Origin of the sequence: Pseudomonas sp. IPO3778 (assembly GCF_013386825.1) — a bacterium.
Classification (GTDB): Bacteria; Pseudomonadota; Gammaproteobacteria; order Pseudomonadales; family Pseudomonadaceae; genus Aquipseudomonas.
In genome coordinates, this window is the sequence record NZ_JACARC010000042.1 from 65347 (window position 1) to 88414 (window position 23068).

At 61.2% G+C, this 23068-nt stretch carries 17 protein-coding genes; 13 read left to right on the forward strand and 4 right to left on the reverse strand.

The window, feature by feature from the left end:
• Positions 1-5 precede the first annotated feature (5 nt).
• From HX855_RS22825 to HX855_RS22845, 5 genes are all read left to right on the forward strand, one after another.
• On the forward strand, positions 6-3068 hold the full coding sequence (locus HX855_RS22825; protein WP_177087567.1) for an efflux RND transporter permease subunit: 3063 nt from the start codon (positions 6-8) through the stop codon (positions 3066-3068).
• 5 nt (positions 3069-3073) lie between these two features.
• A complete protein-coding gene (locus tag HX855_RS22830) occupies positions 3074-6199 on the forward strand; it encodes an efflux RND transporter permease subunit (protein WP_177087670.1) in 3126 nt (1041 codons plus the stop codon).
• Positions 6196-7617, forward strand: a complete 1422-nt coding sequence (locus tag HX855_RS22835) for an efflux transporter outer membrane subunit (protein WP_177087566.1) — start codon at positions 6196-6198, stop codon at positions 7615-7617. Before HX855_RS22830 ends, HX855_RS22835 begins: the two co-directional genes overlap by 4 nt.
• Before the next feature lie 95 nt (positions 7618-7712).
• Entirely contained in the window at positions 7713-8696 is a 984-nt protein-coding gene (locus HX855_RS22840) for a GlxA family transcriptional regulator (protein ID WP_177087565.1), read from the forward strand.
• Between the two features lie 72 nt (positions 8697-8768).
• Positions 8769-10778: an FUSC family protein gene (locus HX855_RS22845; protein ID WP_177087564.1), complete on the forward strand. Its 2010-nt coding sequence runs from the start codon at positions 8769-8771 to the stop codon at positions 10776-10778.
• A 30-nt stretch (positions 10779-10808) separates the two neighbouring features.
• On the opposite strand, the gene HX855_RS22850 is transcribed toward HX855_RS22845, so the two are convergent.
• A complete protein-coding gene (locus HX855_RS22850; protein WP_003210582.1) occupies positions 10809-11597 on the reverse strand; it encodes a VacJ family lipoprotein in 789 nt (262 codons plus the stop codon).
• Positions 11590-12888: a serine/threonine protein kinase gene (locus tag HX855_RS22855; protein WP_177087563.1), complete on the reverse strand. Its 1299-nt coding sequence runs from the start codon at positions 12886-12888 to the stop codon at positions 11590-11592. The genes HX855_RS22850 and HX855_RS22855 overlap by 8 nt, the downstream gene beginning before the upstream one ends.
• Here HX855_RS22855 and HX855_RS33450 point away from each other — a divergent pair.
• Both HX855_RS33450 and HX855_RS22860 read left to right on the forward strand, forming a co-directional pair.
• Positions 12887-13009, forward strand: a complete 123-nt coding sequence (locus HX855_RS33450; RefSeq protein ID WP_256353041.1) for a hypothetical protein — start codon at positions 12887-12889, stop codon at positions 13007-13009. The two genes, HX855_RS22855 and HX855_RS33450, sit on opposite strands and share 2 nt — an antisense overlap.
• Positions 13010-13125: 116 nt before the next feature.
• Complete coding sequence (locus HX855_RS22860) at positions 13126-13494, forward strand: hypothetical protein (protein WP_177087561.1); 369 nt, start codon at positions 13126-13128, stop codon at positions 13492-13494.
• Positions 13495-13592: 98 nt separating this feature from the next.
• On the opposite strand, the gene HX855_RS22865 is transcribed toward HX855_RS22860, so the two are convergent.
• Positions 13593-15146 (reverse strand): glycosyl hydrolase family 17 protein, encoded by a 1554-nt coding sequence (locus HX855_RS22865; protein WP_177087559.1) that lies wholly within the window; start codon positions 15144-15146, stop codon positions 13593-13595.
• Between the two features lie 330 nt (positions 15147-15476).
• Here HX855_RS22865 and HX855_RS22870 point away from each other — a divergent pair, with 330 nt between their 5' ends.
• From HX855_RS22870 to HX855_RS22880, 3 genes are all read left to right on the forward strand, one after another.
• The gene (locus tag HX855_RS22870) at positions 15477-16328 is read left to right on the forward strand and encodes a glycine betaine ABC transporter substrate-binding protein (protein WP_088426805.1); all 852 of its coding nucleotides are present in this window, start codon (positions 15477-15479) and stop codon (positions 16326-16328) included.
• Positions 16329-16568: 240 nt separating this feature from the next.
• Positions 16569-16880, forward strand: a complete 312-nt coding sequence (locus HX855_RS22875) for a DUF485 domain-containing protein (RefSeq protein ID WP_088426806.1) — start codon at positions 16569-16571, stop codon at positions 16878-16880.
• Positions 16877-18535, forward strand: coding sequence for a cation acetate symporter (locus HX855_RS22880; RefSeq protein ID WP_177087557.1), 1659 nt, complete (start codon positions 16877-16879; stop codon positions 18533-18535). The genes HX855_RS22875 and HX855_RS22880 overlap by 4 nt, the downstream gene beginning before the upstream one ends.
• 361 nt (positions 18536-18896) lie before the next feature.
• Here the strand turns inward: HX855_RS22880 and gltA are convergent, their stop codons facing one another.
• Positions 18897-20186, reverse strand: a complete 1290-nt coding sequence (gene gltA / locus HX855_RS22885) for a citrate synthase (RefSeq protein WP_003210575.1) — start codon at positions 20184-20186, stop codon at positions 18897-18899.
• A 363-nt stretch (positions 20187-20549) separates the two neighbouring features.
• Between gltA and sdhC the strand changes: the two genes are divergently transcribed.
• The 3 genes from sdhC to sdhA are packed head-to-tail and all read left to right on the forward strand — an operon-like array spanning position 20550 to position 23065.
• Positions 20550-20924 carry a succinate dehydrogenase, cytochrome b556 subunit gene (gene sdhC / locus HX855_RS22890; RefSeq protein ID WP_008433998.1) on the forward strand — a complete coding sequence of 125 codons (375 nt, stop codon included), beginning with the start codon at positions 20550-20552 and terminating at the stop codon, positions 20922-20924.
• Positions 20918-21286: a succinate dehydrogenase, hydrophobic membrane anchor protein gene (sdhD, locus tag HX855_RS22895; protein WP_003210573.1), complete on the forward strand. Its 369-nt coding sequence runs from the start codon at positions 20918-20920 to the stop codon at positions 21284-21286. The genes sdhC and sdhD overlap by 7 nt, the downstream gene beginning before the upstream one ends.
• A gap of 3 nt (positions 21287-21289) precedes the next feature.
• On the forward strand, positions 21290-23065 hold the full coding sequence (gene sdhA / locus HX855_RS22900; protein WP_076015223.1) for a succinate dehydrogenase flavoprotein subunit: 1776 nt from the start codon (positions 21290-21292) through the stop codon (positions 23063-23065).
• Positions 23066-23068: the final 3 nt, after the last annotated feature.

Genomic DNA, 23068 nt, shown 5'->3' on the forward strand with positions numbered 1-23068 from the left:
CGAGCATGAACATTTCGCGGCCCTTTATCGAACGTCCCGTCGCTACCACCTTGATCATGGTGGCGGTGCTGTTGCTCGGCCTGCTGGGTTATCACTTGTTGTCGGTGTCGGCACTGCCCGAGGTGGATTACCCGACCATCCAGGTCTTTACCCAATACCCCGGCGCCAGCCCGGACGTGGTCAGCTCATCCATCACTGCGCCCCTGGAGCGCCAGCTCGGCGAGATGCCAGGGCTTAAATCCATGAACTCCACCAGCTCTGACGGCGCCTCGGTGGTGACCCTGCAATTTGACCTGTCGCTGTCCCTGGACGTCGCCGAGCAGGAAGTGCAGGCCGCGATCAACGCCGCCGGCACCTTTCTGCCGGCCAACCTGCCGTACCCGCCGGTGTACAGCAAGGTCAACCCGGCGGATGCGCCGGTGCTGACCCTGTCCCTGACCTCCGACGTGCTGCCGCTGACCAAGGTCGAAGACCTGGCCGACACGCGGCTGGCGCAGAAGATTTCGCAGATCACCGGCGTCGGCCTGGTGACCATCAGCGGCGGCCAGCGCCCGGCGGTACGGGTCGAGGCGAACACCTCGGCGCTCAATAGCCTGGGCCTGTCCATCGATGACCTGCGCACCTCCCTCGGCACGGCCAACGTCAACCAGGCCAAGGGCAATATCGACGGCAAGTTCCAGGCGTATTCCATCGGCGCCAACGACCAACTGCAATCGGCCGAGGAATACCGCGACCTGGTGATCGCCTATAAAAACGGCGCACCGATTCGCCTGTCGCAAATCGCCACTTCCACCCAAGGCCCGGAGAACCCGCGCCAGGCCGCGTGGACCAACAGCACGCCGTCGATTGTGCTGAACATCCAGCGCCAGCCCGGCGCCAACGTAATTCAAGTGGTCGACCGCGTGCAGCAATTGCTGCCCAAGCTGCGGGCCAGTTTGCCGGGCACCTTGAAGGTCGATGTGCTGACCGACCGCACCCAAACCATCCGCGCCTCGGTCACCGATGTGCAGTACGAACTGGCCATGGCCATCGGGCTGGTGGTGATCGTGATTTTCGCGTTCCTGCGCAACGTGCCGGCCACGATCATTCCCGCCGTCACCATTCCCCTGACGCTGGTGGGCACCTTGGCGGTGGCCTATGCGCTGGGCTTCTCCCTGAACAACCTGACGCTGATGGCGCTGACCATCGCCATCGGGTTTGTGGTGGATGACGCCATCGTGATGATCGAAAACATCACGCGCTACATCGAGGCGGGCGACTCGCCGCTGGAGGCGGCGCTCAAGGGTTCGGAGCAGATTGGATTCACGATTATTTCCCTGTCGATCGCGCTGATCGCAGTGATGATCCCGCTGCTGTTCATGGGCGATGTGGTGGGGCGGCTGTTCCGCGAGTTCGCTATGACCGTGGCCGTGACCATCGTGATCTCGGCGTTCATCTCCCTGACCCTGACGCCAATGATGTGCGCGCGGATGCTCAAGAATAAGCACGAAGAACGCCGTGCGGACTTCTTCGACCGCATCAACACCCATTACGTGCGCGGCCTGGACTGGGTGTTGGCGCACCGCACGCTCACGCTGATTTCGGTGGTGCTCACCGCCGCGCTGACCCTGGTGACCCTGGTGATCATGCCCAAGGGCTTTTTCCCGGACCAGGACACCGGCCTGATCCAGGGCATTTCCCAGGCGGCGCCGACGGTTTCCTTCCAGCAGATGCAGACCGAACAACAGCGCCTCGCCGCCCGGATCCTCAAGGACCCGGCGGTGCAAAGCCTGTCGTCCTTCGTCGGCATCGACCAGACCAACCCGACCATCAACCAGGGCAACCTGCTGATCAACCTCAAGCCGCGGGGCGAGCGGGACAGCGCCACCGAGGTGATCCGCCGGCTTTCCGACGCCAACGCCGACGACGCGGGCATCCGTCTGTACCTGCACTCGGTGCAGGACCTGACCCTCGACGCCACGGTGTCCACCACCAGTTACCGTTTGGGGCTGCAAGCTACCGACCCGGACGAGCTGGAGCAGTGGACCACCAAGTTGCTGGCGGCGATCAAGCAAGACCCGATGTTCACCGACGTGCAAAGCCAGGCGATGCAGTTCGGCAACCAGATCCAGCTGACCTTTGACCGCGCCACCGCCTCGCGCCTGGGCATCACGCCCCAGGCCATCGACGACGTGCTGTACGACGCCTTCGGCCAGCGCCAGGTCTCGACGATTTACACCCAGCTCAACCAGTACCACGTGGTGATCGCCACCGATCATCCGCCGCGCAACTTGCCGGATTTGCTCACGGGGTTGTACGTGGACATCCCCGGTGGCGGGGTGGCGCCGCTGTCGAGCATGGCAACGATGCAGGTGGTGCGTACGCCCGTGACCATCAACCGTTTGGGCCAGTTTCCATATGCCGACGTGTCGTTCAACCTCGCCCCCGGCCAGACCCTTGGCGCGGCGGTGACGCGGCTCAAGGACATCGAGGCCAAGGTCGGTTTGCCGTTGTCGGTGCAGGCCAACCTCGAAGGCGCGGCGGCCACGTTCGAGCAGTCGCTGTCCAACCAGGTGTTTCTGGTGGTGGCGGCGATTGTGGTGGTGTACCTGATGCTGGGGATTCTGTACGAGAGCTTCGTGCACCCGGTGACGATCCTTTCGACCCTGCTGTCGGCGGCCCTCGGGGCGTTGCTGGCGCTGCTGGTGACCGGTACGCAGTTCGACATTATCGGTTTGATCGGCATTGTGCTGCTGATTGGGATCGTGATGAAAAACGGCATCATGATGGTCGACTTTGCCCTGGAGCTATTACGCGAGGGCGGCCTGAGCCCGGTGGCTGCAATCCGCCAGGCGGCGGAGTTGCGGTTCCGGCCGATCCTGATGACCAGCATGGCGTCGCTGTTCGGCGCGGTGCCGCTGGCGCTGGGCACGGGCATCGGTTCGGAGCTGCGTCATCCGCTGGGCATCGCGATCATCGGCGGGCTGTTGCTCAGCCAACTGCTGACGCTGTTTTCCACACCGGTGATCTTCCTGGCCATGCACGGCCTGGGGCAGCGTTTCAGCCGGCGCCCGGCTGAAGTGGTCTGATGGCGATGAACCTCAGCGCGCCGTTTGTTCGCCGCCCGATTGCAACCACCTTGATGGCGGCCGGCCTCGCGCTGTTTGGCGCGCTGGCCTTTATGCTGCTGCCGGTGGCGCCACTGCCGGAGGTGGATTTCCCGACCATCAGCGTCAGTGCCTCGTTGCCCGGCGCTGATCCCACCACGGTCGCCAGTTCGGTGGCCACGCCCCTGGAGCGGCAGTTCGGGCAGATCGCCGGGGTCACGCAGATGACCTCCTCCAGCAGCCTCGGCTCGGCGCGGATCATCCTGCAGTTCGACCTGAACCGCGACATCGACGGCGCCGCCCGGGACGTGCAAGCGGCGATCAACGCGGCCCGCAGCAACCTGCCCAGCGACCTGTCCGGCAACCCGACGTACCGCAAGGTCAACCCGGCGGATTCGCCGATCCTGATCATCAGCCTGACCTCCGACAGCGCCACGCCGGGGCAGATGTATGACGTGGCCTCGACCCTGCTGGAGCAGAAGTTGTTGCAGACCACCGGCGTCGGTGACGTGACCGTGGGCGGCGGCGCGTTGCCGGCGGTGCGGGTGGAATTGAACCCCGACCGGCTCAACCAGTACGGCGTCAGCCTGGAGCAGGTGCGCCAGGTCATTAATGCGTCCAACGTGAATTTGCCCAAGGGCAACGTGGCCATCGGTGACCGCAACTACGGCATCGCCGCCAACGACCAGTTGCTCGATGAAAAAGACTACGGGCCGCTGGTGGTCAAGGCCCACAACGGCGACCTGATCCATATCTCCGACCTCGGCTACGTGCGCGAAGACGTGCAGGACCTGCGCAACTTCGGCTTGTCCAACGGCAAGCCGGCGGTGTTGCTGGTGGTGTTCAAGCAGCCGGGCGCCAACGTGATCGAAACGGTGGACGCGGTGAAAGCCTCGCTGCCGTTCCTGCAAAGCTCGATTCCGGCGACGATCAAACTCAACCTGCTAATGGACCGCACCACCACCATTCGTGCCTCGTTGCACGATGTGGAGATCACGTTGCTGGTGTCGATCCTGTTGGTGACCCTGGTGACGTTCGGCTTCTTCCGCGACTGGCGCAGCACCCTGGTGCCGGCGATCGTGGTGCCGCTGTCGTTGCTGGGCACCTTTGGTGCGATGTACTTCCTCGGCTACAGCCTGAACAACCTGTCACTGATGGCGCTGACCATTTCCACCGGCTTTGTGGTGGACGACGCGATCGTGGTGGTGGAAAACATCATGCGTCACCTGGAGCGCGGCAAGACCCGGGTGGAGGCCGCGCTGGAAGGCGCCCGTGAAGTCGGCTTTACCGTGCTGACCATCAGCGTGTCGCTGGTGGCGGTGTTTATTCCGCTGCTGCTGATGGGCGGGATTGTCGGGCGGCTGTTCCGCGAGTTTTCGGTGTCGTTGTCGGTGGCCATCGTGATCTCGATGCTGATCTCGCTCACCGTCACGCCGATGCTTGCCAGCGTGCTGCTGCGCGCGCCCAAGGACATCCACGAGGGCAACGAACACCCCGATTCACGCTTTCACCGCTTCTACGATCGCACCCTCGGTTGGGTCATCGACCACACGGTGCTGATGGGTTTTGTCACGGTGTTGGTGATCGTGCTCGCCGGTGTGCTGTATGTGCTGGTGCCCAAGGGCTTCTTTCCCCAGGAAGACACCGGGCGCTTGCAGGGCAGCATCCTGGCGAACCAGAGCATTTCCTACGGGGCGATGCAGAAGGACTTCACCGAGATCAACCGCAAGGTGATGAAAAACCCCAACATCGAAACCGTCGCCGGGTTTGTCGGCGGTGGCGGAGGCGGCGGCGGGGCGGTCAACAGTGCGCAGATGTTTGTACTGCTCAAGCCCCTGGGCGAGCGCAAGGACAACGCCACTGACATCATCGGGCAAATCCGTCGCAGCCTTGGCGACTTGCCGGGCACCAAACTGTATTTGCAGTCGGCCCAGGACATCACCGTGGGTGGCCGGCAAAGTGGCGCGCAGTACCAATTCACCCTGACCGCCGATGACCAGGAGTCCCTGGACGAATGGGTGCCCAAGGTGGTGGCGGTGCTGCGCAAACTGCCGCAACTCACTGACCTCAATACCGACCAGCAGGACAACAGCCTGCTGGCCAATGTGCAGATCAACCGGGACACGGCGGCGCGCCTCGGGGTGAGTCTCTCGGCGGTGGACCAGACCCTGTACGACGCCTTTGGCCAGCGCCAGGTCGCCACCCTGTATCGCGCGGCCAACCAGTACCACGTGGTGATGGAAATCGCCCCGGAATACTGGACCGACCCTTCGGCGCTCAAAGGCATTTATGTGCCGGCGGGCACCCAGGCCGCGACCACCAAAGGCACCACGGCGGCACCCAAGCTGACCACCGAACAAACCCTGGTGCCGCTGTCGGCGCTGGCGGATAACACGGTGGCGCGCACGGCGATTTCCATCAGCCATCAAGGCACCTTCCCGGCGGTCACGGTCTCGTTCAACCTGGCGCCCGGCACGTCCATTGGCCAGGCGACGGCGATGGTGGATGACGCGGTGAAGCAGCTGCGCATGCCCGCCAGTGTGGTCGGCCAGTTCGCCGGTACGGCCCAGGTGTTTCAGTCGTCGGTGGCCAGCGAGCCCCTGCTGATCGTCGCCGCGCTGCTGTGTGTGTATATCGTGCTGGGGATCCTCTACGAAAACCTGACGCACCCGCTGACCATCCTCTCCACCTTGCCCTCGGCCGGTGTCGGCGCGTTGATTGCCTTGCTGCTGACCGGCACCGAGCTGTCGATCATTGCGCTGGTGGGGGTGATTCTGTTGATTGGTATCGTGAAGAAAAACGCGATCATGATGATCGACTTCGCAATCACCGAACGGCGGGAGTTCGGCCTCACGGCCAAGGAAGCGATTCGCCGGGCGTGCCTGATCCGCTTCCGGCCGATCATGATGACTACTCTGGCGGCGATCCTTGGCGCGCTGCCGCTGGTGCTGGGCACCGGCTACGGCTCGGAACTGCGCCGGCCGTTGGGGATTTCGATTATTGGTGGCCTGCTGTTCAGCCAGGTGCTGACGCTGTACACCACCCCGGTGATCTACCTGTGGCTCGACCGGGCGTCACAGCGCCTGGGTCGGCGTAAGGAAGCAAGGTTATGAACGTGAAATACAGCGTGCTTTGCATCAGCCTGCTGCTCGGCGGCTGCATGGTCGGGCCGGATTACCAGAAGCCCGCCATGGAGCTGCCGCAGACCTTCAAGGAAGGCGCCCAGTGGCAGCGCGCGGCGGCCAACCCCCAAGGGGCGATGGACAGCCAGTGGTGGCTGGCCTATCAGGACCCGGTGCTGAACGACCTGGTGGCGCGCTCGGCCAAGGCCAACCAGTCGATCATCGCGGCAGAGGCGGCTTACCGTTTGGCCCAGGCGCAGGTGGCGTCGAGCCGAGCGGGGTTGTGGCCGACGGTGGGCGTGGGATTGTCCGGTTCGCGGGGCGTGGGCGGCAGCGGCAGCGGCAGCAGTACGTCCAGTTCTACTTCGGGCGGTGTTGAAAACAGCGTCAGCGCGACCTTGACCGCCAGTTGGGAGCCGGACCTGTGGGGCCTGGTGCGGCGCGGAATAGAGTCCAGCCAGGCCACGGCCCAGCAATCCGATGCGTTGCTGGCCGGGGTGCGCTTGTCCATCAGCTCCAGCGTGGCGAGTAACTACCTTGCGCTGCGGCAGATGGACATCGACGTGCGCCTGTTGCAACAACAGCAGAAGATCAACCAGCAACTGCTGGACATGATCCAGGTGCAGTTCACCCAGGGCGTTGCCACCAACGACCAGTTGCTGGTGGCCCAGGACCAGTTGACCACCTCGATTGCCGACCTGCAGACCTCACTGCGGGACCGCGAGCAGTACGAACACGCGCTGGCGGTGCTGGTGGGGGTGGCGCCGAGCGAGTTTGCCGTGGCCGCGCGGGATGACTACACCTTTGTGCTGCCGCGTCCCCCGCTGACCTTGCCTTCGACCCTGTTGCAGCGGCGTCCCGACGTGGTGGCGGCGGAGCGCTCGGCAGCGGCGGCCAACGCGAAAATCGGCGTGGCCGAGGCCGCGTTCTTCCCGACCCTGGACCTCACCGCCGAAGCCGGCTATCGCGGCAGCGCGTTGGGCGGTTTGTTCTCGTTGCCCAACCGCATCTGGACGTTAGGCCCGGCGCTGGCGGAAACCCTGTTTGACGGTGGCGCCCGTGAAGCAGCGGTCAAGCAGGCCGAAGCCAGCTACGACCAGATTGCCGCGACCTACCGTGGCACCGTGCTCAGTGCCTTGCAGAACGTTGAAGACAACCTGTCGGCGATCAACCACCTGCAAACCCAGGCTGATGCCTTCCAGCAGGTGTACCAGCGCAACCGGCAACTGTTCGGCAGCCAGGAAGCGCAACTGCGCGCCGGCACCGTCAGCCAGCAGAATGTGCTGACCCAGCAACTGGTGTTGCTGCAAGCCGAGCAGAACCTGCGCGACACCCAGGGCCAACTCAGCCAGGGCAGTGTGGCGTTGATCCAGAGTCTTGGCGGTGGCTGGCACGTCGACGGCCGCTGACTGGCTCGCCTACCCGGTGCGCCCCGCGTTATTCTCGGTGCACTTTGAATCTGGGGAAGCGGGTATTGATCGAGCGACGGCAATTCAGCGGGGGCATGAAAGGCAAGAACCTCCGTTACCTGAATGAAAATCCCGGCGAGGCCGGTCAAACGGTGCGGGTGGGATTTGTGTTGCTCGAACATTTCTCATTGCCGGCGTTTACCCAGGCGCTGGATACGCTGATCACCGCCAACCTGCTGCGGCCGGCGTCGTTTTCCACGTCGACCTTCGGTTTGCAGGAGGGCGAGGTGATCAGCGACCTGGGGCTGGTGATCCGGCCCGATGCGCGGCTTGAGCCTTCAGCGCTTAAAGCGCTGGACCTGCTGGTGATTTGCGGTGGCTACCGCACTGAGCTGAAGGCCACCGACGAATTCATCCACCTGCTGAACAGTGCCTCGGAGCAGGGCGTAAGCCTGGCCGGGTTGTGGAACGGTGCGTGGTTCCTGGGGCGTGCCGGTTTGCTCGGCGGCTACCGGTGCGCCGTGCACCCGGAACATCGCCCGGCCCTGGCCGAGTTCTGCAAGGCGACCCAGGTCAGCAGCGAGCCGTATGTGATTGATCGCGACCGGCTGACGGCGTCCAGCCCGTCCGGGGCGTTTCATATGGCGCTGGACTGGATCAAGGGGTTGTACGGCAAGGCGGTGGTGGAGGGCATCGAGGACATCCTGGCGTTTGAGGAGTCGCGCTACCGGCGAGTAAAACCGACGGAAAACATCTGCTTGAGTGCGCCGTTGCGCGAGGTGGTCAACCTGATGGACGCCAACCTCGAAGAGCCGCTGGAGATGGAGCAACTGGCCGTCTATGCCGGCCGCTCCCGGCGCCAACTGGAGCGCTTGTTCAAGGAGCAACTGGGTACCACGCCCCAGCGTTATTACCTGGAACTGCGCATCACCGAGGCCCGCCGGCTGCTGCAACACACCGAGCTGTCCCAGGTGGACGTGCTGGTGGCCTGCGGGTTTGTCTCGCCGAGCCATTTCAGCAAGTGCTACAGCGCGTACTTTGGGTACAGGCCGTCCAAAGAGAAGCGTCTGGTCAAGTAAACAGGACATTGGCATTTTTGGCGGATATAGATACGATGCTAATCATTAGCTTGCTATCTATATGCGGTTTTCATGAAATCCTTCACCTTTCAGCTCCCTGATTTCTGGCAAGCGACGTTGACCCCGTCGCGCAGCGATCTGCTGTTTGCGTTGCGCAATATGATCGCCGGTGGAGTGGCGCTGTACATGGCCTTCTGTTTCGACTTGCAGCAGCCGCAATGGGCCTTGACCACGGTGTTTATTGTTGGCCAGTCCACCAGCGGGATGGTCCTGGCCAAAGGCGCGTATCGGCTGGTGGGCACGTTTGTCGGTGCCATGGTCTCCATTGCGATGATCGGTGTGTTGGGCCAGGCACCACTGTTGTTCCTGCTGTGCATGGCGCTATGGCTGGCGTTCTGTACCACGGGCGCGTCCTTGCTGCGTAATCACGCGTCCTACGGTTTTGTGCTGGCGGGCTACACCACGGCGATTATTGCGTTGCCCGCCACGGCGGCGCCGCTGGGGGTGTTCGATGAGGCGGTGGCGCGTTGTCAGGAGATCAGCCTGGGCATCGTCTGTGCCTCCATCGCCAGCACGATTTTATGGCCGCGCCGGGTCGAGCAGGTGCTGGCGGTTCAAGCGCGCGCCGCCTGGCAGGCCGGGATGCGCGCCACGGGTTCGGAGCTATTGGGCAGCGATCAGCGTAAAGGCTTGCTTGACGCGTTGAGCCGCCTGGTGGCGGTGGACAGCCAGCGCGACCACGCCTGGTTTGAAGGGCCCAAGGGCCGGCGCCGCTCCCAGGCCTTGCGGGTGCTCAGCCGTGACCTGCTTAGCCTGCTGCGGGCGGCACGGAGCGTGGCGCGCCAGCGGCTGATGCTCGATGAGACGGCCGCGGTGGTGCCATTGATTGAAGCGGTGGCTGGCGCACTGCAGCAAGAGCGCCTCGATGATCTGCCCGGGCTCTCGCAACGGCTTGGCCTGGCGTTGCAGGACCCACGCCTTGGCCAGGAGGCGCACTTTTGCCTGATGCAACTGGCGCAGGTGCTGCGCTTGATTGAGCAGGGGGCATTGACGCTGGTCGCGGTCGAAGAGGGCAGGGTGCCGCCTGGCGCACCGGGGGCGATGTCCTGGCACCGGGATATTGAACAGGGCGTGCTCGGCGGGTTGCGCAGTGCGCTGGCGTTTCTGGCGGTTGCGGCCTTCTGGATCTTTACGGCGTGGCCTTCGGGCTTGGGTGCAGTGTCCATTTGTGGCGTGGTGTTGAGCTTGTTTGCGGCGCGGGAAAACCCGTCGGCGTCCAGTTTGAATTTCCTCAAGGGCATCGCACTGTCTATCCCGGTGGCGGGGGTTGTGCGCTTTGCGTTGCTGCCGGGGTTTGAGGGGTTTCCCCTGTTATGCCTGGCGCTGGGTGTGCCGCTGTTTCTGGCTTCGTTGTGCATGAGCCGCCTCAAACTCGCGGCTACGGCCTCGGCGTTCTGCATTTTTTTCGTCAACAACGTCGGGCCCAGCAATGTGATGACCTATGACTTTGCCGCGTTCCTCAACAAGGCGATCGCCACGTTGGTGGGGGTGGGCATTGCCGTGGTGGTGTTTCGGCTGATCCAGCTCAATCCGGGTGAGCATCACTATCGGCGGATGCTCAAGGCTTCCTTGTTCGACCTGGCACAGCTGACCTCGCGCCCCCTGGAGCAGGCTGAAAGCTGGTTTGGCGGGCGGATGGCGGACCGCCTGATACGGCTGTCGCGCTACAGCGAAACCTTGCCTCCCGATCGCCGGGCCCACTGGGACAATGGCTTGCTGGGGCTGGACCTGGGGGATGAGTTGCTGGAGTTGCGCGCGTGCCTGGCGGGCAGCCGGGGGGCGTTGGCGATTGAACGCGATCGTTATTTGCGGGCGTTGGAGGCGGCACTGGAGGAGGGTGGGCCGAGCGTGGCGAATGAGTCGCTGATGGACGCGGCCAGCGTTGCGATGCTTGAAGCGCTTGAGCAGCACTCGGGGTTGGCGGAGCAGGATCGGGAGATGGCCAGGGCGGCGGTGTTGCAGTTGCGGTTTACGTGGCACAAGTGGTGCCAGCGCGGACGTGATGTGACGGCCGGCTCGTAGGCGCTGGCAAGCCAGCGCCTACGAGGAGGGTTACTCGGCGATCTGCAACTTGCGCGCTTCGGTATACACGTAGCGCACTTTTTCATACTCGAACGGCGAGTTCATCTGACCGTAGCGGAAGCTGGTCTGGTAGCGCTTGTCGACAGCGCGCAGGGCCCAGATTTCCGGGTGGTTTTCGCTGACCTTGGACACGTTCAGGAAGTTGATCTCGGTCTCGGCGCCGTAGTCCACCAACAGGCCGGTGGTGTCCCGCAGGTTCGATGGACCAAACAGCGGCAGCACCAGGTAGGCACCCCCCGGTACACCGTAGAAGCCCAGGGTCTGGCCGAAGTCTTCGCTCTGGCGCGGCAGGCCCATGGCGGTGGCCGGGTCCCACAGGCCGGCGATGCCGATGGTGGTGTTGAGCAACAGGCGCCCGGTGGTTTCCAGGGAGCGGTGGCCCTTGAGCTGCAGCAGGCTGTTCAACAGGTTGGGCACATCCCCCAGGTTGTTGAAGAAGTTGCTGACACCGGTGCGCAGGAAGCTGGGGGTGACGTAGCGGTAACCGTCCACCACCGGCAGGAACACCCACTGGTCGAAGCGATAGTTGAAGTGGTAGACCCGGCGGTTCCACGACTCCAGCGGGTCGTAGACGTTCAGGGCATTGACCGACGAGCGTTCGAACTCACGCTGGTCCAGGCCGGGGTTGAACTTGAGATGGCTCAGGGGCTCCTTGAAGCCGTCGGAGTCCACCACGGTCGGCGTGTGGGCCTTGCTGTTGTCGGCATTGGCCACGCCCGCGCACATCAGGGCGGCGAGCAGCAGAAGATATTTAGCCACGGAAGAACTCCAGCATGGCGTCGGCGTTGACGCGGTAGTTGAGGTTGCCGCAATGGCCGCCCAGGGGGTAGACGGTCAAGCGATCGCCGAAGGTTTTACGCAGGAAGCCAAGGTCGCCCGGGCCCAGGATCACATCGTCGGCATTGTGCATGACGGCGATTTTCGGGCTGTCGTGCAGGTAGTCCTTGAGGGCGTACAGGCTGACCTGATCCACCAGTTGCAACAGGCTGCCGCCGTCGGAGCGGGCGCGCCACATCGGGATCACCTGCTCGGTGAGGTAGCAGTCAAAGTCGCATTGCAGCGCACGCTTGAGGAACGGCGTGAGGCTGGTGCCTTCGCTGATCGGGTACTTGGGTGGCGTGATCAGGCCACGGCGGTTGATCAGGTCCGAGGTGAAGGCAATATCGGCTGCGGAAAAGCGGAACGAGGTGCCGATCAGCATCGCCATCTGTTCGTTGGTCAGGTGTTCCTTGGAGTTCTGGAAATCGTAGAGCAGGGCGTCGTTAAGGTCGATGTAGCCCTTTTGCTGGAAGTAGCGGGTCAGTTTGTTCAACACCAGCTCATAGAAGGTGGTGCTGTTGTTGATGCCCTTGACCTCGGTTTGCACCAGCTTGTCGAGGTTGGTGATCGAGGTGTAGAGGTTGACCGGCGGGTTCAGCAGCAGGACTTTCTTGAAGTTGAAGCTGCGACGGGTTTCATCCAGCTTGCTGACAAAGGCGGCGTCGAGGGCGCCCAGGCTGTAGCCGGTGAGGTAGTAGTCGGTCACGGGCAGCGTCGGGTTTTGCGCGCGTACGGCCTGCATCACGCGGTACATGTCCTCGGCGTCTTCCTGGCTGATGCCGGGGGTGGCGAAGCGCGAGGCGGCGGTGATGAAGTCGAAGCTGGTCGGGGACGACAGCTGGACGACGTGGTAACCGGCCTTGTAGTACAGTTTTTTCAGGTATTCGTTGATGGTGCTGTCAAAGCGTGCGCCGGTGCCGGCGATCAGGAAGATCAGCGGTGCGGCGCGGTCTTGCTTGGCGATGCGGTAGGTGAGTTTCTTCACGGCCCAGAAGTTGTCGGGCAGGCTGAACTGGCGTTCCGGGCGCATCGTCAGGGTGTAGTCGGACTGATTGATCTCATCGTCCGATGGCAGTTCCGGCCGCAGGTTGGGCGGCGTGGTCGCGATGGTCGCTTCAAACGGGTTGGTCAAAGGGTAGCCATAGCTGGCCTGGTCAATATCGACCGCCAGTGCTGACGCACTCAGAAAAAGGCTGCCCAACAGGGCCGCACAGCGCAAGGAACGGAGCATGACTAAATCCCTAAGAGGAAAACGTGCTGAAGTGGAGTTCGCAGGCTATGACCACCGCGTTGCTGCCGAAGTGCCAGCCATCGGCACGAAAAGTCGGAAAAAAACGTGGGAATCGGGGTAATAGTAGCCAGACGATACACTTTGGCACGCCTTGACGAACACTTATCTGTTTCCAAGCCTTGCCAACGGCCGCCGGGAGATTAAGCTGGGCGCCGTTTTCGCCTATCGGAGTGCCCCATGTCCCGCCGTTTTCCGCTGATTCTGTTGCTTATTGCCCTGCCGCTTTGGCTGGCCGCCAGTTATGGCGCGCGTTACGGATTCATGGAGGACGGTCGCTGGGTTGGCATTTGTGCTGATGAAGCCAGCCGTTGGGAATGCCAGGTGCGTTCCAACCTGGGGCTGATGATTCACTTCAAGGTGATGGGCTGGGCGGCGTTGGTGACGGCGGTGCTGGGGTTTTTCGTGCCGGGCCGTGCAGGGTGGGCGTTGGCGGTGTTGGCGCTGGTGTTCGGGTTTCCGGCATTGGCGTTGTACAACACGACCTTTGCGGTGTTTGCGGTGGTGATTGCGGGGTTGCGGTTGGTCCGTAAGCCTCGCGTCGCCTGACAGGGCCTCTTCGCGAGCAAGCCCGCTCCCACATTTGACCGAGTACATCCCTTGGAATGCGGTCGAATGTGGGAGCGGGCTTGCTCGCGAAAGCGGTCTTAAGCCTTGCGCACCCGCAAGCAACGCCACAAGGCTACAACCATGAGCAGGCTCACCACCGCCCAACCCCACGCCTGCTGGTTCATCAATCCCTCACGGTACAGCTGTGGCGCAATACCGGCACCGATGATGAACGCCAGCAATGCAATCTCCCGACGCAGCCCGCCAACCGGACGCACCAGGTACACCAGCGCCGGCAGCACCAGCGCGGCACTCGGGAAGCTGCGATAACGCGGGTCAAACACCAGCGCCAGCATCATCACCGCACCGGCAAACCCGGCGATTGCCACCAGCCAGCTGGCGCGTTGCTCGATCCAGTTGAATGCTCGTTCGCGCCAGCCTTCCCGTGCACTCAGGGCCAGGGCGGCGTGGGTCAGTACGGCGAGGTTCAAGGCCACCAGCAGTCCCGCCCATACCCACTCATCCGTAAAGCGCGCCGTTACCCGGTTCAATTCACCCCAGGTGCCAATCGAGCAGGCAGCCACTGCGCCCAGCAACGGCAACAACAACGCGGCACGGGTGGTGCGCACGCGGCCGCCCAGCAGCAGCGTCCCCAGCAGGATAACTGCGCCAACCCCCAGCCACAGCGGCCAGTACGGCACATTGGTCACCGGGCCGGCCAGCACGTCCTTGTCCTGGCGGTCTGCATCAAACAAACCCCAGTAACCGCCTACAGCACCTTCGCTGGCGCGTTTCCACGGCTGGTCAAAGGCTTCGATCAGGTTGTAGTGCCAGCCATTGGCTTCGGCCATGGCCACGAACCCGCGCATGAACTTGGCTTCGTTGACCCGGCTCGGCACCGCCGTTTCCCGCTGGCGGCCTTCGCTCGGCCAACCGGTTTCACCGATCATCACATCCTTGGGGGCGAACTTTTTGCCGAACGTCTGGCGAACATCGCCCACATGCTTGAGCGCCTGGTCGATGCCCGACGGGTCATCTTCCCAGTAAGGCAGCAAGTGGATGGTCAGGAAATCCACCGCCGGAGCGATTTCCGGGTGTTGCAGCCAGAACTCCCACACATCGGCATAGGTGACCGGCTGCTTGATATGGTCTTTGACGTGATGGATCAACTTGACCAACTGCGCAGCGGTGACTTCCTTGCGCAGCAGGGTTTCGTTACCCACGATCACCGACGTGATGACGTCGGGGTTGGCGTTGGCCGAGGCGATCAGTGCCTCGACTTCCTTGGCCGTGGCCACCGGATCGCTGCTGACCCACGCGCCGCTCATCAGCTTCAGGCCGTGTTTGCGCGCCAATTCCGGCAAGGCTTCAAGGCCGGTCTGGGAGTAGGTGCGGATGCACTCGAAACGGGTGGACAGCAACGCCAGGTCGGCGTCCATGCGCTCGGGGCGCAGGGTGAACGGCTGGTCGAATGGGGATTGGTCTTTGTCGAAGGGCGTGTAGGACGCGCATTGCAGTTTGTGGCTGGCACTGGCCACGTCTGGCAGCACCACCGGCTGGCCGAGACCATACCAATAGCCGCCGAGGGCCAACACGCCGAGGAACAGGGCAAATAAATAAGGCAGGAGCGGGAAGCGGGCAGTCGCGGGCATGGTCAGGCCGTCTGGGGGCAAAGGCGCGCATCTTACCCGGATTTGTGCCGTCCCAGTGGGGCAGCATAATTTTGACATGCAAAGTTCGGGCGGGATTGTCGGTGAATGTCCTACAAATCGTCCTGCTGGCGATGTGATGTCGTTTCTTGCTTACCTGAGGTCGCAGTCAGAGCAGGTCGCTTATGGCAGCAGGTTGATTATCGAAGTGTCAGCCCTCCACTGATGAGGCACCCAGGTGATCGATGCGCGTGAAGGGGGCGCGGTGCACCACATAACAACAGGTTGACGTCGCTCGGCATCCGCCGGGCGCAGCACTTTCGGGGAAGCACTATGAAGATGCGACGACTCTTGGGCGCAGCTGCCACTTTGGTAGTTGCGATGAGCTCCACACTGGCCAGCGCCGACAGCAAAACCCTGAGCATCGGCTATGTGGATGGCTGGTCGGACAGTGTTGCCACCACCTTTGTTGCGGCAGAAGTGATCAAGCAAAAGCTCGGTTATGACGTGAAACTGCAAGCGGTCGCGACCGGGATCATGTGGCAAGGCGTGGCCACCGGCAAACTCGACGCCATGCTCTCCGCCTGGCTGCCGGTGACCCACGGTGAATACTGGACCAAGAACAAGGACAAGGTGGTCGACTACGGCCCCAACTTCAAGGACGCCAAGATCGGCCTGATCGTGCCTGAGTACGTGAAAGCCAAATCCATCGAAGACCTCAAGACCGACACCACCTTCAAGAACAAGATCGTCGGCATCGACGCCGGTTCAGGCGTGATGCTCAAGACCGACGAAGCGATCAAGGCCTATGGCCTGGACTACAAGCTGCAAGCCAGTTCCGGCGCGGCAATGATCGCCGAACTGACCCGTGCTGAAGACAAACAGGAATCCATTGCGGTCACCGGTTGGGTGCCACACTGGATGTTCGCCAAGTGGAAACTGCGTTTCCTGGACGACCCAAAAGGAATTTATGGTGCTGCTGAAACCGTCAACAGCATCGGCAGCAAAGGCCTGGAAAAGAAAGCCCCGGAAGTCGTGGCGTTCCTGAAGAAATTCCAGTGGGCCTCCAAGGATGAAATCGGCGAAGTCATGCTGGCGATTCAAGAGGGCGCCAAGCCTGAAGCCGCCGCCAAGGATTGGGTGGCCAAGCACCCTGAGCGTGTCGCGGAGTGGACCGCTAAGTAATACCCAAAAACTGTAGGAGCGAGCTTGCTCGCGAAGAAGGCAAGGGCACCGCGATCATCCAGAATGAACGCGTTATCGTTGACTCTTTTCGCGAGCAAGCTCGCTCCTACAATTGTTTCTGCACCCTCGCAATCCCTCGCTACACTCCTTCTACTACTAAGGTCGTCTGGAACCTGTTCCTCAGCCGCATACAGTGGATATGTTCCAATAATAAAAAGCTGTGCTGCGAGGATAAAAACAATGAACGACAGCATTTACCTCTCGATTCAAAACAGCCCGCGTTTCAAGGAGCTGGTCAGTAAACGAGAAAAGTTCGCCTGGATTCTCTCGGCGATCATGCTTGGGCTTTACTCCGCTTTCATTCTTCTGATTGCCTATGGGCCGCAAATACTGGGGGCCAAGATCAGCCCCGGTTCGTCCATCACCTGGGGGATCCCGATTGGGGTCGGGCTGATTGTTTCGGCCTTTGTCCTAACCGCAATCTATGTACGACGCGCCAACGGCGAATTTGACGACCTGAACAATGCGATTCTCAAGGAGGCTGCGCAATGATCCGTCGTCTATTGGCTGTACTCGGTGCCTCGGTCTTTGCACCTGCCGTTTGGGCGGCGGAAGCATTGACCGGTGAAGTGCATAAACAACCGCTGAATATCGCAGCGATCCTGATGTTCGTCGTCTTCGTCGGCGCGACATTGTGCATCACCTACTGGGCGTCCAAGCGCAACAAGTCGGCGGCCGACTACTACGCAGCCGGCGGCAAGATCACCGGGTTCCAGAACGGCTTGGCGATTGCCGGTGACTACATGTCGGCCGCCTCCTTCCTGGGGATTTCCGCGCTGGTGTTCACCTCCGGCTACGATGGCCTGATCTACTCGATCGGCTTCCTGGTGGGCTGGCCGATCATTCTGTTCCTGATCGCCGAGCGCCTGCGTAACCTGGGTAAATATACGTTTGCCGACGTGGCGTCTTACCGCCTCGGGCAAACCCAGATCCGCAGTCTGTCAGCGTGTGGCTCTTTGGTGGTGGTGGCGTTCTACCTGATCGCGCAGATGGTAGGCGCGGGCAAGTTGATCCAGCTGCTGTTCGGCCTTGATTACCATGTTGCGGTGATCCTGGTGGGCATCCTGATGTGCCTCTATGTGTTGTTTGGCGGCATGCTGGCGACCACGTGGGTACAGATCATCAAGGCAGTGCTGCTGCTGTCCGGTGCCTCGTTCATGGCGCTGATGGTGATGAAGCACGTCAACTTCGACTTCAACATGCTGTTTGCCGAGGCGATCAAGGTTCACCCTAAAGGTGAGGCGATCATGAGCCCGGGCGGCCTGGTGAAAGACCCGATTTCGGCGTTCTCCCTCGGCCTGGCACTGATGTTCGGTACCGCTGGCCTGCCGCACATCCTGATGCGCTTCTTTACGGTGAGTGACGCCAAGGAAGCTCGCAAGAGCGTGCTGTATGCCACTGGCTTCATCGGCTACTTCTATATCCTGACGTTCATTATCGGCTTCGGCGCGATCCTGTTGGTCAGCACCAACCCGGCGTTCAAGGATGCGGCAGGTGCCTTGCTCGGCGGTAACAACATGGCAGCGGTGCATTTGGCCGATGCGGTGGGTGGCAGTATCTTCCTGGGCTTCATCTCGGCCGTGGCGTTTGCCACCATCCTGGCAGTGGTTGCCGGTTTGACCCTGGCGGGTGCTTCGGCGGTGTCCCATGACCTGTACGCCAGCGTGATCAAGAAAGGCAAGGCCAACGAGAAGGATGAGATTCGCGTATCGAAGATCACCACCATCGCGCTGGGCGTGCTGGCCATTGGTCTGGGGATCCTGTTTGAAAGCCAGAACATTGCGTTCATGGTGGGCCTGGCGTTCTCCATTGCGGCGAGCTGTAACTTCCCGGTGCTGTTGCTTTCCATGTACTGGAAAAACCTCACCACCCGCGGCGCAATGATTGGTGGCTGGTTGGGCCTGGTCAGTGCCGTTGGCCTGATGATCCTCGGCCCGACCATCTGGGTGTCGATCCTGCACCATGAGAAGGCTATCTTCCCTTACGAATACCCGGCGCTGTTCTCGATGATCATTGCGTTCGTCGGCATCTGGTTCTTCTCCATCACCGACAAGTCGGCGGCGGCAGAGAAGGAGCGTGCGCTGTACTTCCCGCAGTTTGTGCGTTCGCAGACTGGCCTGGGGGCGAGTGGGGCAGTTAACCACTAAGGTTGTAACCGTTACAAAAAAAGCCCCGATCGTGAGATCGGGGCTTTTTTTTGCCTTTATTGGGTATGGATACGACAAAACTGTTTCTCAAATCCTGCACAAATAAAAACGGCCTCCCTATCAAAGGAGGCCGTTTTGGGTGTAGCCAAGTAGCGGATGATCGTTCCCGCGCTCTGCGTGGGAATGCCGCCTTGGACGCTCCGCGTCCTGCTCGCAGCGCATGGCTCAGGTGCGCAATGGTGGCGCAGAGCGTCACAGGGTGCATTTCCATGCGGCGCGCAGGAACGATCAGCACAAACAAATACGGCCTCCAGAAGGAGGCCGTATTCGGTGCAGCTAAGCGGTTATCACAACACAACGCTTATTTGCGGTCTTCCAGCTTGGTAATGTCACGCGACTCGTAGCCGGTGTACAGCTGGCGCGGGCGGCCAATCTTGTACGGGCTGGAGAGCATTTCTTTCCAGTGGGAGATCCAGCCCACGGTCCGCGCCAGGGCGAAGATCACGGTAAACATGCTGGTTGGAATGCCGATCGCCTTGAGGATGATCCCCGAGTAGAAGTCGACGTTCGGGTACAGCGAGCGTTCGATGAAGTACGGGTCGGTCAGGGCGATCTCTTCCAGGCGCATGGCCAGTTCGAGTTGCGGATCGTTCTTGATGCCCAGTTCCTTCAACACTTCGTCGCAGGTCTTCTTCATCACGGTGGCGCGCGGGTCGCGGTTCTTGTAGACCCGGTGACCGAAGCCCATCAACTTGAACGGATCGTTCTTGTCCTTGGCCTTGGCGATGAACTTGTCGATGTTCGAGACATCGCCGATTTCATCGAGCATGGTCAATACGGCTTCGTTCGCACCGCCGTGGGCAGGGCCCCACAGTGCGGCGATACCGGCGGCGATACAGGCGAACGGGTTGGCACCCGAAGAGCCCGCCAGGCGCACGGTAGACGTCGAGGCGTTCTGTTCGTGGTCGGCGTGAAGGATAAAGATCTTGTCCATCGCGGCGGCCAGCACCGGGCTGATCGGTTTGATCTCGCACGGGGTGTTGAACATCATGTGCAGGAAGTTTTCCGCGTACGTCAGGTCGTTGCGCGGGTACATCATGGGCTGGCCCATGGAGTACTTGTAAACCATTGCGGCCAGGGTCGGCATCTTGGCAACCAGGCGGATCGCGGAAATTTCGCGATGCTGCGGGTTATTGATGTCCAGGGAGTCGTGATAGAAGGCCGACAGGGCGCCGACTACGCCGCACATGACGGCCATCGGGTGGGCGTCGCGACGGAAGCCGTTGAAGAAGGTCTTCAACTGCTCGTGAACCATGGTGTGGTTCTTCACGGTGCTGACAAACTGGGCCTTTTGCTCAGCTGTTGGCAATTCGCCATTAAGCAGCAGGTAGCAGGTTTCCAGGTAGTCCGACTGTTCAGCAAGCTGTTCGATCGGGTAGCCGCGGTGCAGCAAGATACCGTTATCACCGTCGATATAGGTGATCTTCGACTCGCATGAGGCGGTCGACATGAAGCCTGGGTCGAATGTAAAACGGCCCGTGGCCGTCAGGCCCCGTACGTCGATAACATCGGGACCAACGGTGCCGGTTAAAATGGGCAGCTCGACGGGGGCTGCGCCCTCGATGATCAACTGCGCTTTTTTGTCAGCCATGTGGCCTCCTATTTATGCTTCAAATCATCAGACAGACCCCCCACGCAGGGCCCGCACCACTATATTGATATAAATCCAGATGTCAATTTGCCTAAAGTCTTGCGCCAGAAGGCTTTAACCGTACTTTTTCCTCGAAATTACCTGCCATTTACGCCTTTTATGCCGCCAGCGCAATGCGCTATTAGGGTGAGGAGTGCGCGTTGTCATTAGTTGCCTAACTGTCTATACTCGGCCTCCGACCGCCAGGGGCTTTTGGGCCCGTTTTGATGGGGGTCGCACTCCCTGGGTGGTGGTTACCTGACCAGTGCACTCCCCAACAACTTTGCCCTGATTGTTAGGGGCTCTTCAGTGTGAAAAAAAGCCGTGAATAGCCAACGACCTGTAAACCTAGACCTAAGGACCATCAAACTCCCCATCACCGGCGTAACGTCATTCCTGCACCGTGTATCCGGCATCATCCTGTTTCTTGGCCTGGGCATCATGCTTTATGCATTGAGCAAATCCCTGGGTTCGGAAGAAGGGTACGCCGAGGTGAAGGCATGCTTGACCAGTCCGCTGGCCAAATTCGTCGCCTGGGGCCTCCTGTCCGCTCTGCTTTATCACCTTGTGGCCGGTATTCGCCACTTGATCATGGACATGGGTATCGGTGAGACGCTGGAAGGCGGCAAGCTGGGCTCGAAAATCGTCATCGCCATTTCCGTGGTGCTGATCGTTCTGGCGGGAGTTTGGATATGGTAACCAGCGTTACGAACCTGTCGCGTTCGGGCCTCTATGACTGGATGGCGCAACGTGTGTCTGCGGTTGTTCTCGCGGCTTATTTCATTTTCCTGATCGGGTACCTCGCTGCGAACCCTGGCATTGGCTACGCCCAATGGCACGGCCTGTTCGCTCACAACGGGATGCGCATTTTCAGTCTGCTGGCCCTTGTAGCCCTGGGCGCTCACGCCTGGGTTGGCATGTGGACCATCGCGACCGACTACCTGACGCCAATGGCGCTGGGCAAGTCCGCGACAGCAGTACGGTTTCTCTTCCAGGCAGTATGCGGCGTCGCGATGTTCGCTTACTTCGTCTGGGGTGTGCAGATTCTTTGGGGTATCTGATTCATGGCTAACACAGTTAATACGCTTTCATTCGACGCCATTATCATTGGCGGCGGCGGTGCCGGCATGCGCGCTGCGCTGCAACTGGCCCAGGGCGGTCACAAGACTGCCGTGATCACCAAGGTGTTCCCGACCCGTTCCCACACCGTTTCGGCCCAGGGTGGCATTACCTGCGCCATCGCCTCTGCCGATCCAAACGATGACTGGCGCTGGCACATGTACGATACCGTCAAGGGTTCCGACTATATCGGTGACCAGGACGCTATCGAATACATGTGCTCCGTAGGCCCGGAAGCGGTCTTCGAGCTGGAACACATGGGTCTGCCGTTCTCCCGTACCGAACAGGGCCGCATTTACCAGCGTCCGTTCGGCGGTCAGTCGAAAGATTTCGGTAAGGGTGGCCAGGCCGCCCGTACCTGCGCCGCAGCCGACCGTACCGGTCACGCGCTGTTGCACACCCTGTACCAAGCCAACCTGAAGGCCGGCACCGTATTCCTCAACGAATACTACGGTGTTGACCTGGTGAAGAACGAAGACGGTGCCTTTGTAGGCATGATCGTTATCTGCATCGAAACCGGCGAAACCTCTTACGTGCGGGCTAACGCCACCGTATTGGCGACCGGCGGTGCGGGCCGTATCTACTCTTCTACTACCAACGCCCTGATCAACACCGGTGACGGTATCGGCATGGCCCTGCGTGCAGGCGTCCCGGTACAGGACATCGAAATGTGGCAGTTCCACCCGACCGGCATCGCCGGCGCCGGTGTACTGGTTACAGAAGGTTGCCGTGGTGAAGGTGGTTACCTGATCAACAAGAACGGCGAGCGTTTCATGGAGCGTTATGCTCCGAACGCCAAAGACCTTGCCGGTCGTGACGTTGTAGCCCGCTCCATGGTTAAAGAGATCATTGCCGGTAACGGCTGTGGTCCTGATGGCGACCACGTGATGCTGAAGCTCGATCACCTCGGTGAAGAAGTGCTGCACAGCCGTCTGCCCGGCATCATGGAACTGTCCAAGACCTTTGCTCACGTTGACCCGGCTGTTGCGCCGATCCCGGTTGTTCCGACTTGCCACTATATGATGGGCGGCGTTGCCACCAACATTCATGGCCAGGCGATCACCCAGGACGCCGACGGCGTCGACCAGATCATTCCTGGCCTGTTCGCGGTAGGTGAAGTGGCGTGCGTATCGGTTCACGGTGCCAACCGTCTGGGCGGCAACTCGCTGCTCGACCTGGTGGTATTCGGTCGTGCCGCCGGCCTGTTCCTGGAGCAGACCTTGAAGGAAGGCGTTGATTACGCCCGTCCTCGCCAGTCCGACATCGACGCTGCCTTGGCACGTCTGGATGGTCTGAACTCGCGTACCGACGGCGAAGACGTCGCTTCCCTGCGTAAAGAACTGCAAAGCTGCATGCAGAACTACTTCGGTGTGTTCCGTACCGGCGAATACATGCAGAAAGGTATCGCCCAGCTGGCTGACCTGCGCAAGCGCATTGCCAACGTCAAGATCAACGATAAGAGCCAGGCGTTCAACACCGCTCGTATCGAAGCCCTTGAGCTGCAAAACCTGCTGGAAGTGGCTGAAGCAACTGCCATCGCCGCAGAAGTTCGCAAAGAGTCTCGCGGCGCTCACGCCCGTGAAGACTTCGAAGAGCGCGACGACGTTAACTGGCTGTGCCACACCCTGTACTTCCCGGGTGACAAGCGCGTCGCCAAGCGTGCGGTGAACTTCTCGCCAAAAACAGTCCCTACGTTTGAACCCATGATTCGGACTTATTAAGGG

Coding starts and splice junctions, on each gene's coding strand:
- HX855_RS22825 (WP_177087567.1), top strand. CDS start 6: ATGAACATTTCGCGGCCCTTTATCGAACGTCCCGTCGCTACCACCTTG.
- HX855_RS22830 (WP_177087670.1), top strand. CDS start 3,074: ATGAACCTCAGCGCGCCGTTTGTTCGCCGCCCGATTGCAACCACCTTG.
- HX855_RS22835 (WP_177087566.1), top strand. CDS start 6,196: ATGAACGTGAAATACAGCGTGCTTTGCATCAGCCTGCTGCTCGGCGGC.
- HX855_RS22840 (WP_177087565.1), top strand. CDS start 7,713: ATGAAAGGCAAGAACCTCCGTTACCTGAATGAAAATCCCGGCGAGGCC.
- HX855_RS22845 (WP_177087564.1), top strand. CDS start 8,769: ATGAAATCCTTCACCTTTCAGCTCCCTGATTTCTGGCAAGCGACGTTG.
- HX855_RS33450 (WP_256353041.1), top strand. CDS start 12,887: ATGACTAAATCCCTAAGAGGAAAACGTGCTGAAGTGGAGTTCGCAGGC.
- HX855_RS22855 (WP_177087563.1), bottom strand. CDS start 12,888: ATGCTCCGTTCCTTGCGCTGTGCGGCCCTGTTGGGCAGCCTTTTTCTG.
- HX855_RS22860 (WP_177087561.1), top strand. CDS start 13,126: ATGTCCCGCCGTTTTCCGCTGATTCTGTTGCTTATTGCCCTGCCGCTT.
- HX855_RS22865 (WP_177087559.1), bottom strand. CDS start 15,146: ATGCCCGCGACTGCCCGCTTCCCGCTCCTGCCTTATTTATTTGCCCTG.
- HX855_RS22870 (WP_088426805.1), top strand. CDS start 15,477: ATGAAGATGCGACGACTCTTGGGCGCAGCTGCCACTTTGGTAGTTGCG.
- HX855_RS22875 (WP_088426806.1), top strand. CDS start 16,569: ATGAACGACAGCATTTACCTCTCGATTCAAAACAGCCCGCGTTTCAAG.
- HX855_RS22880 (WP_177087557.1), top strand. CDS start 16,877: ATGATCCGTCGTCTATTGGCTGTACTCGGTGCCTCGGTCTTTGCACCT.
- gltA (WP_003210575.1), bottom strand. CDS start 20,186: ATGGCTGACAAAAAAGCGCAGTTGATCATCGAGGGCGCAGCCCCCGTC.
- sdhD (WP_003210573.1), top strand. CDS start 20,918: ATGGTAACCAGCGTTACGAACCTGTCGCGTTCGGGCCTCTATGACTGG.
- sdhA (WP_076015223.1), top strand. CDS start 21,290: ATGGCTAACACAGTTAATACGCTTTCATTCGACGCCATTATCATTGGC.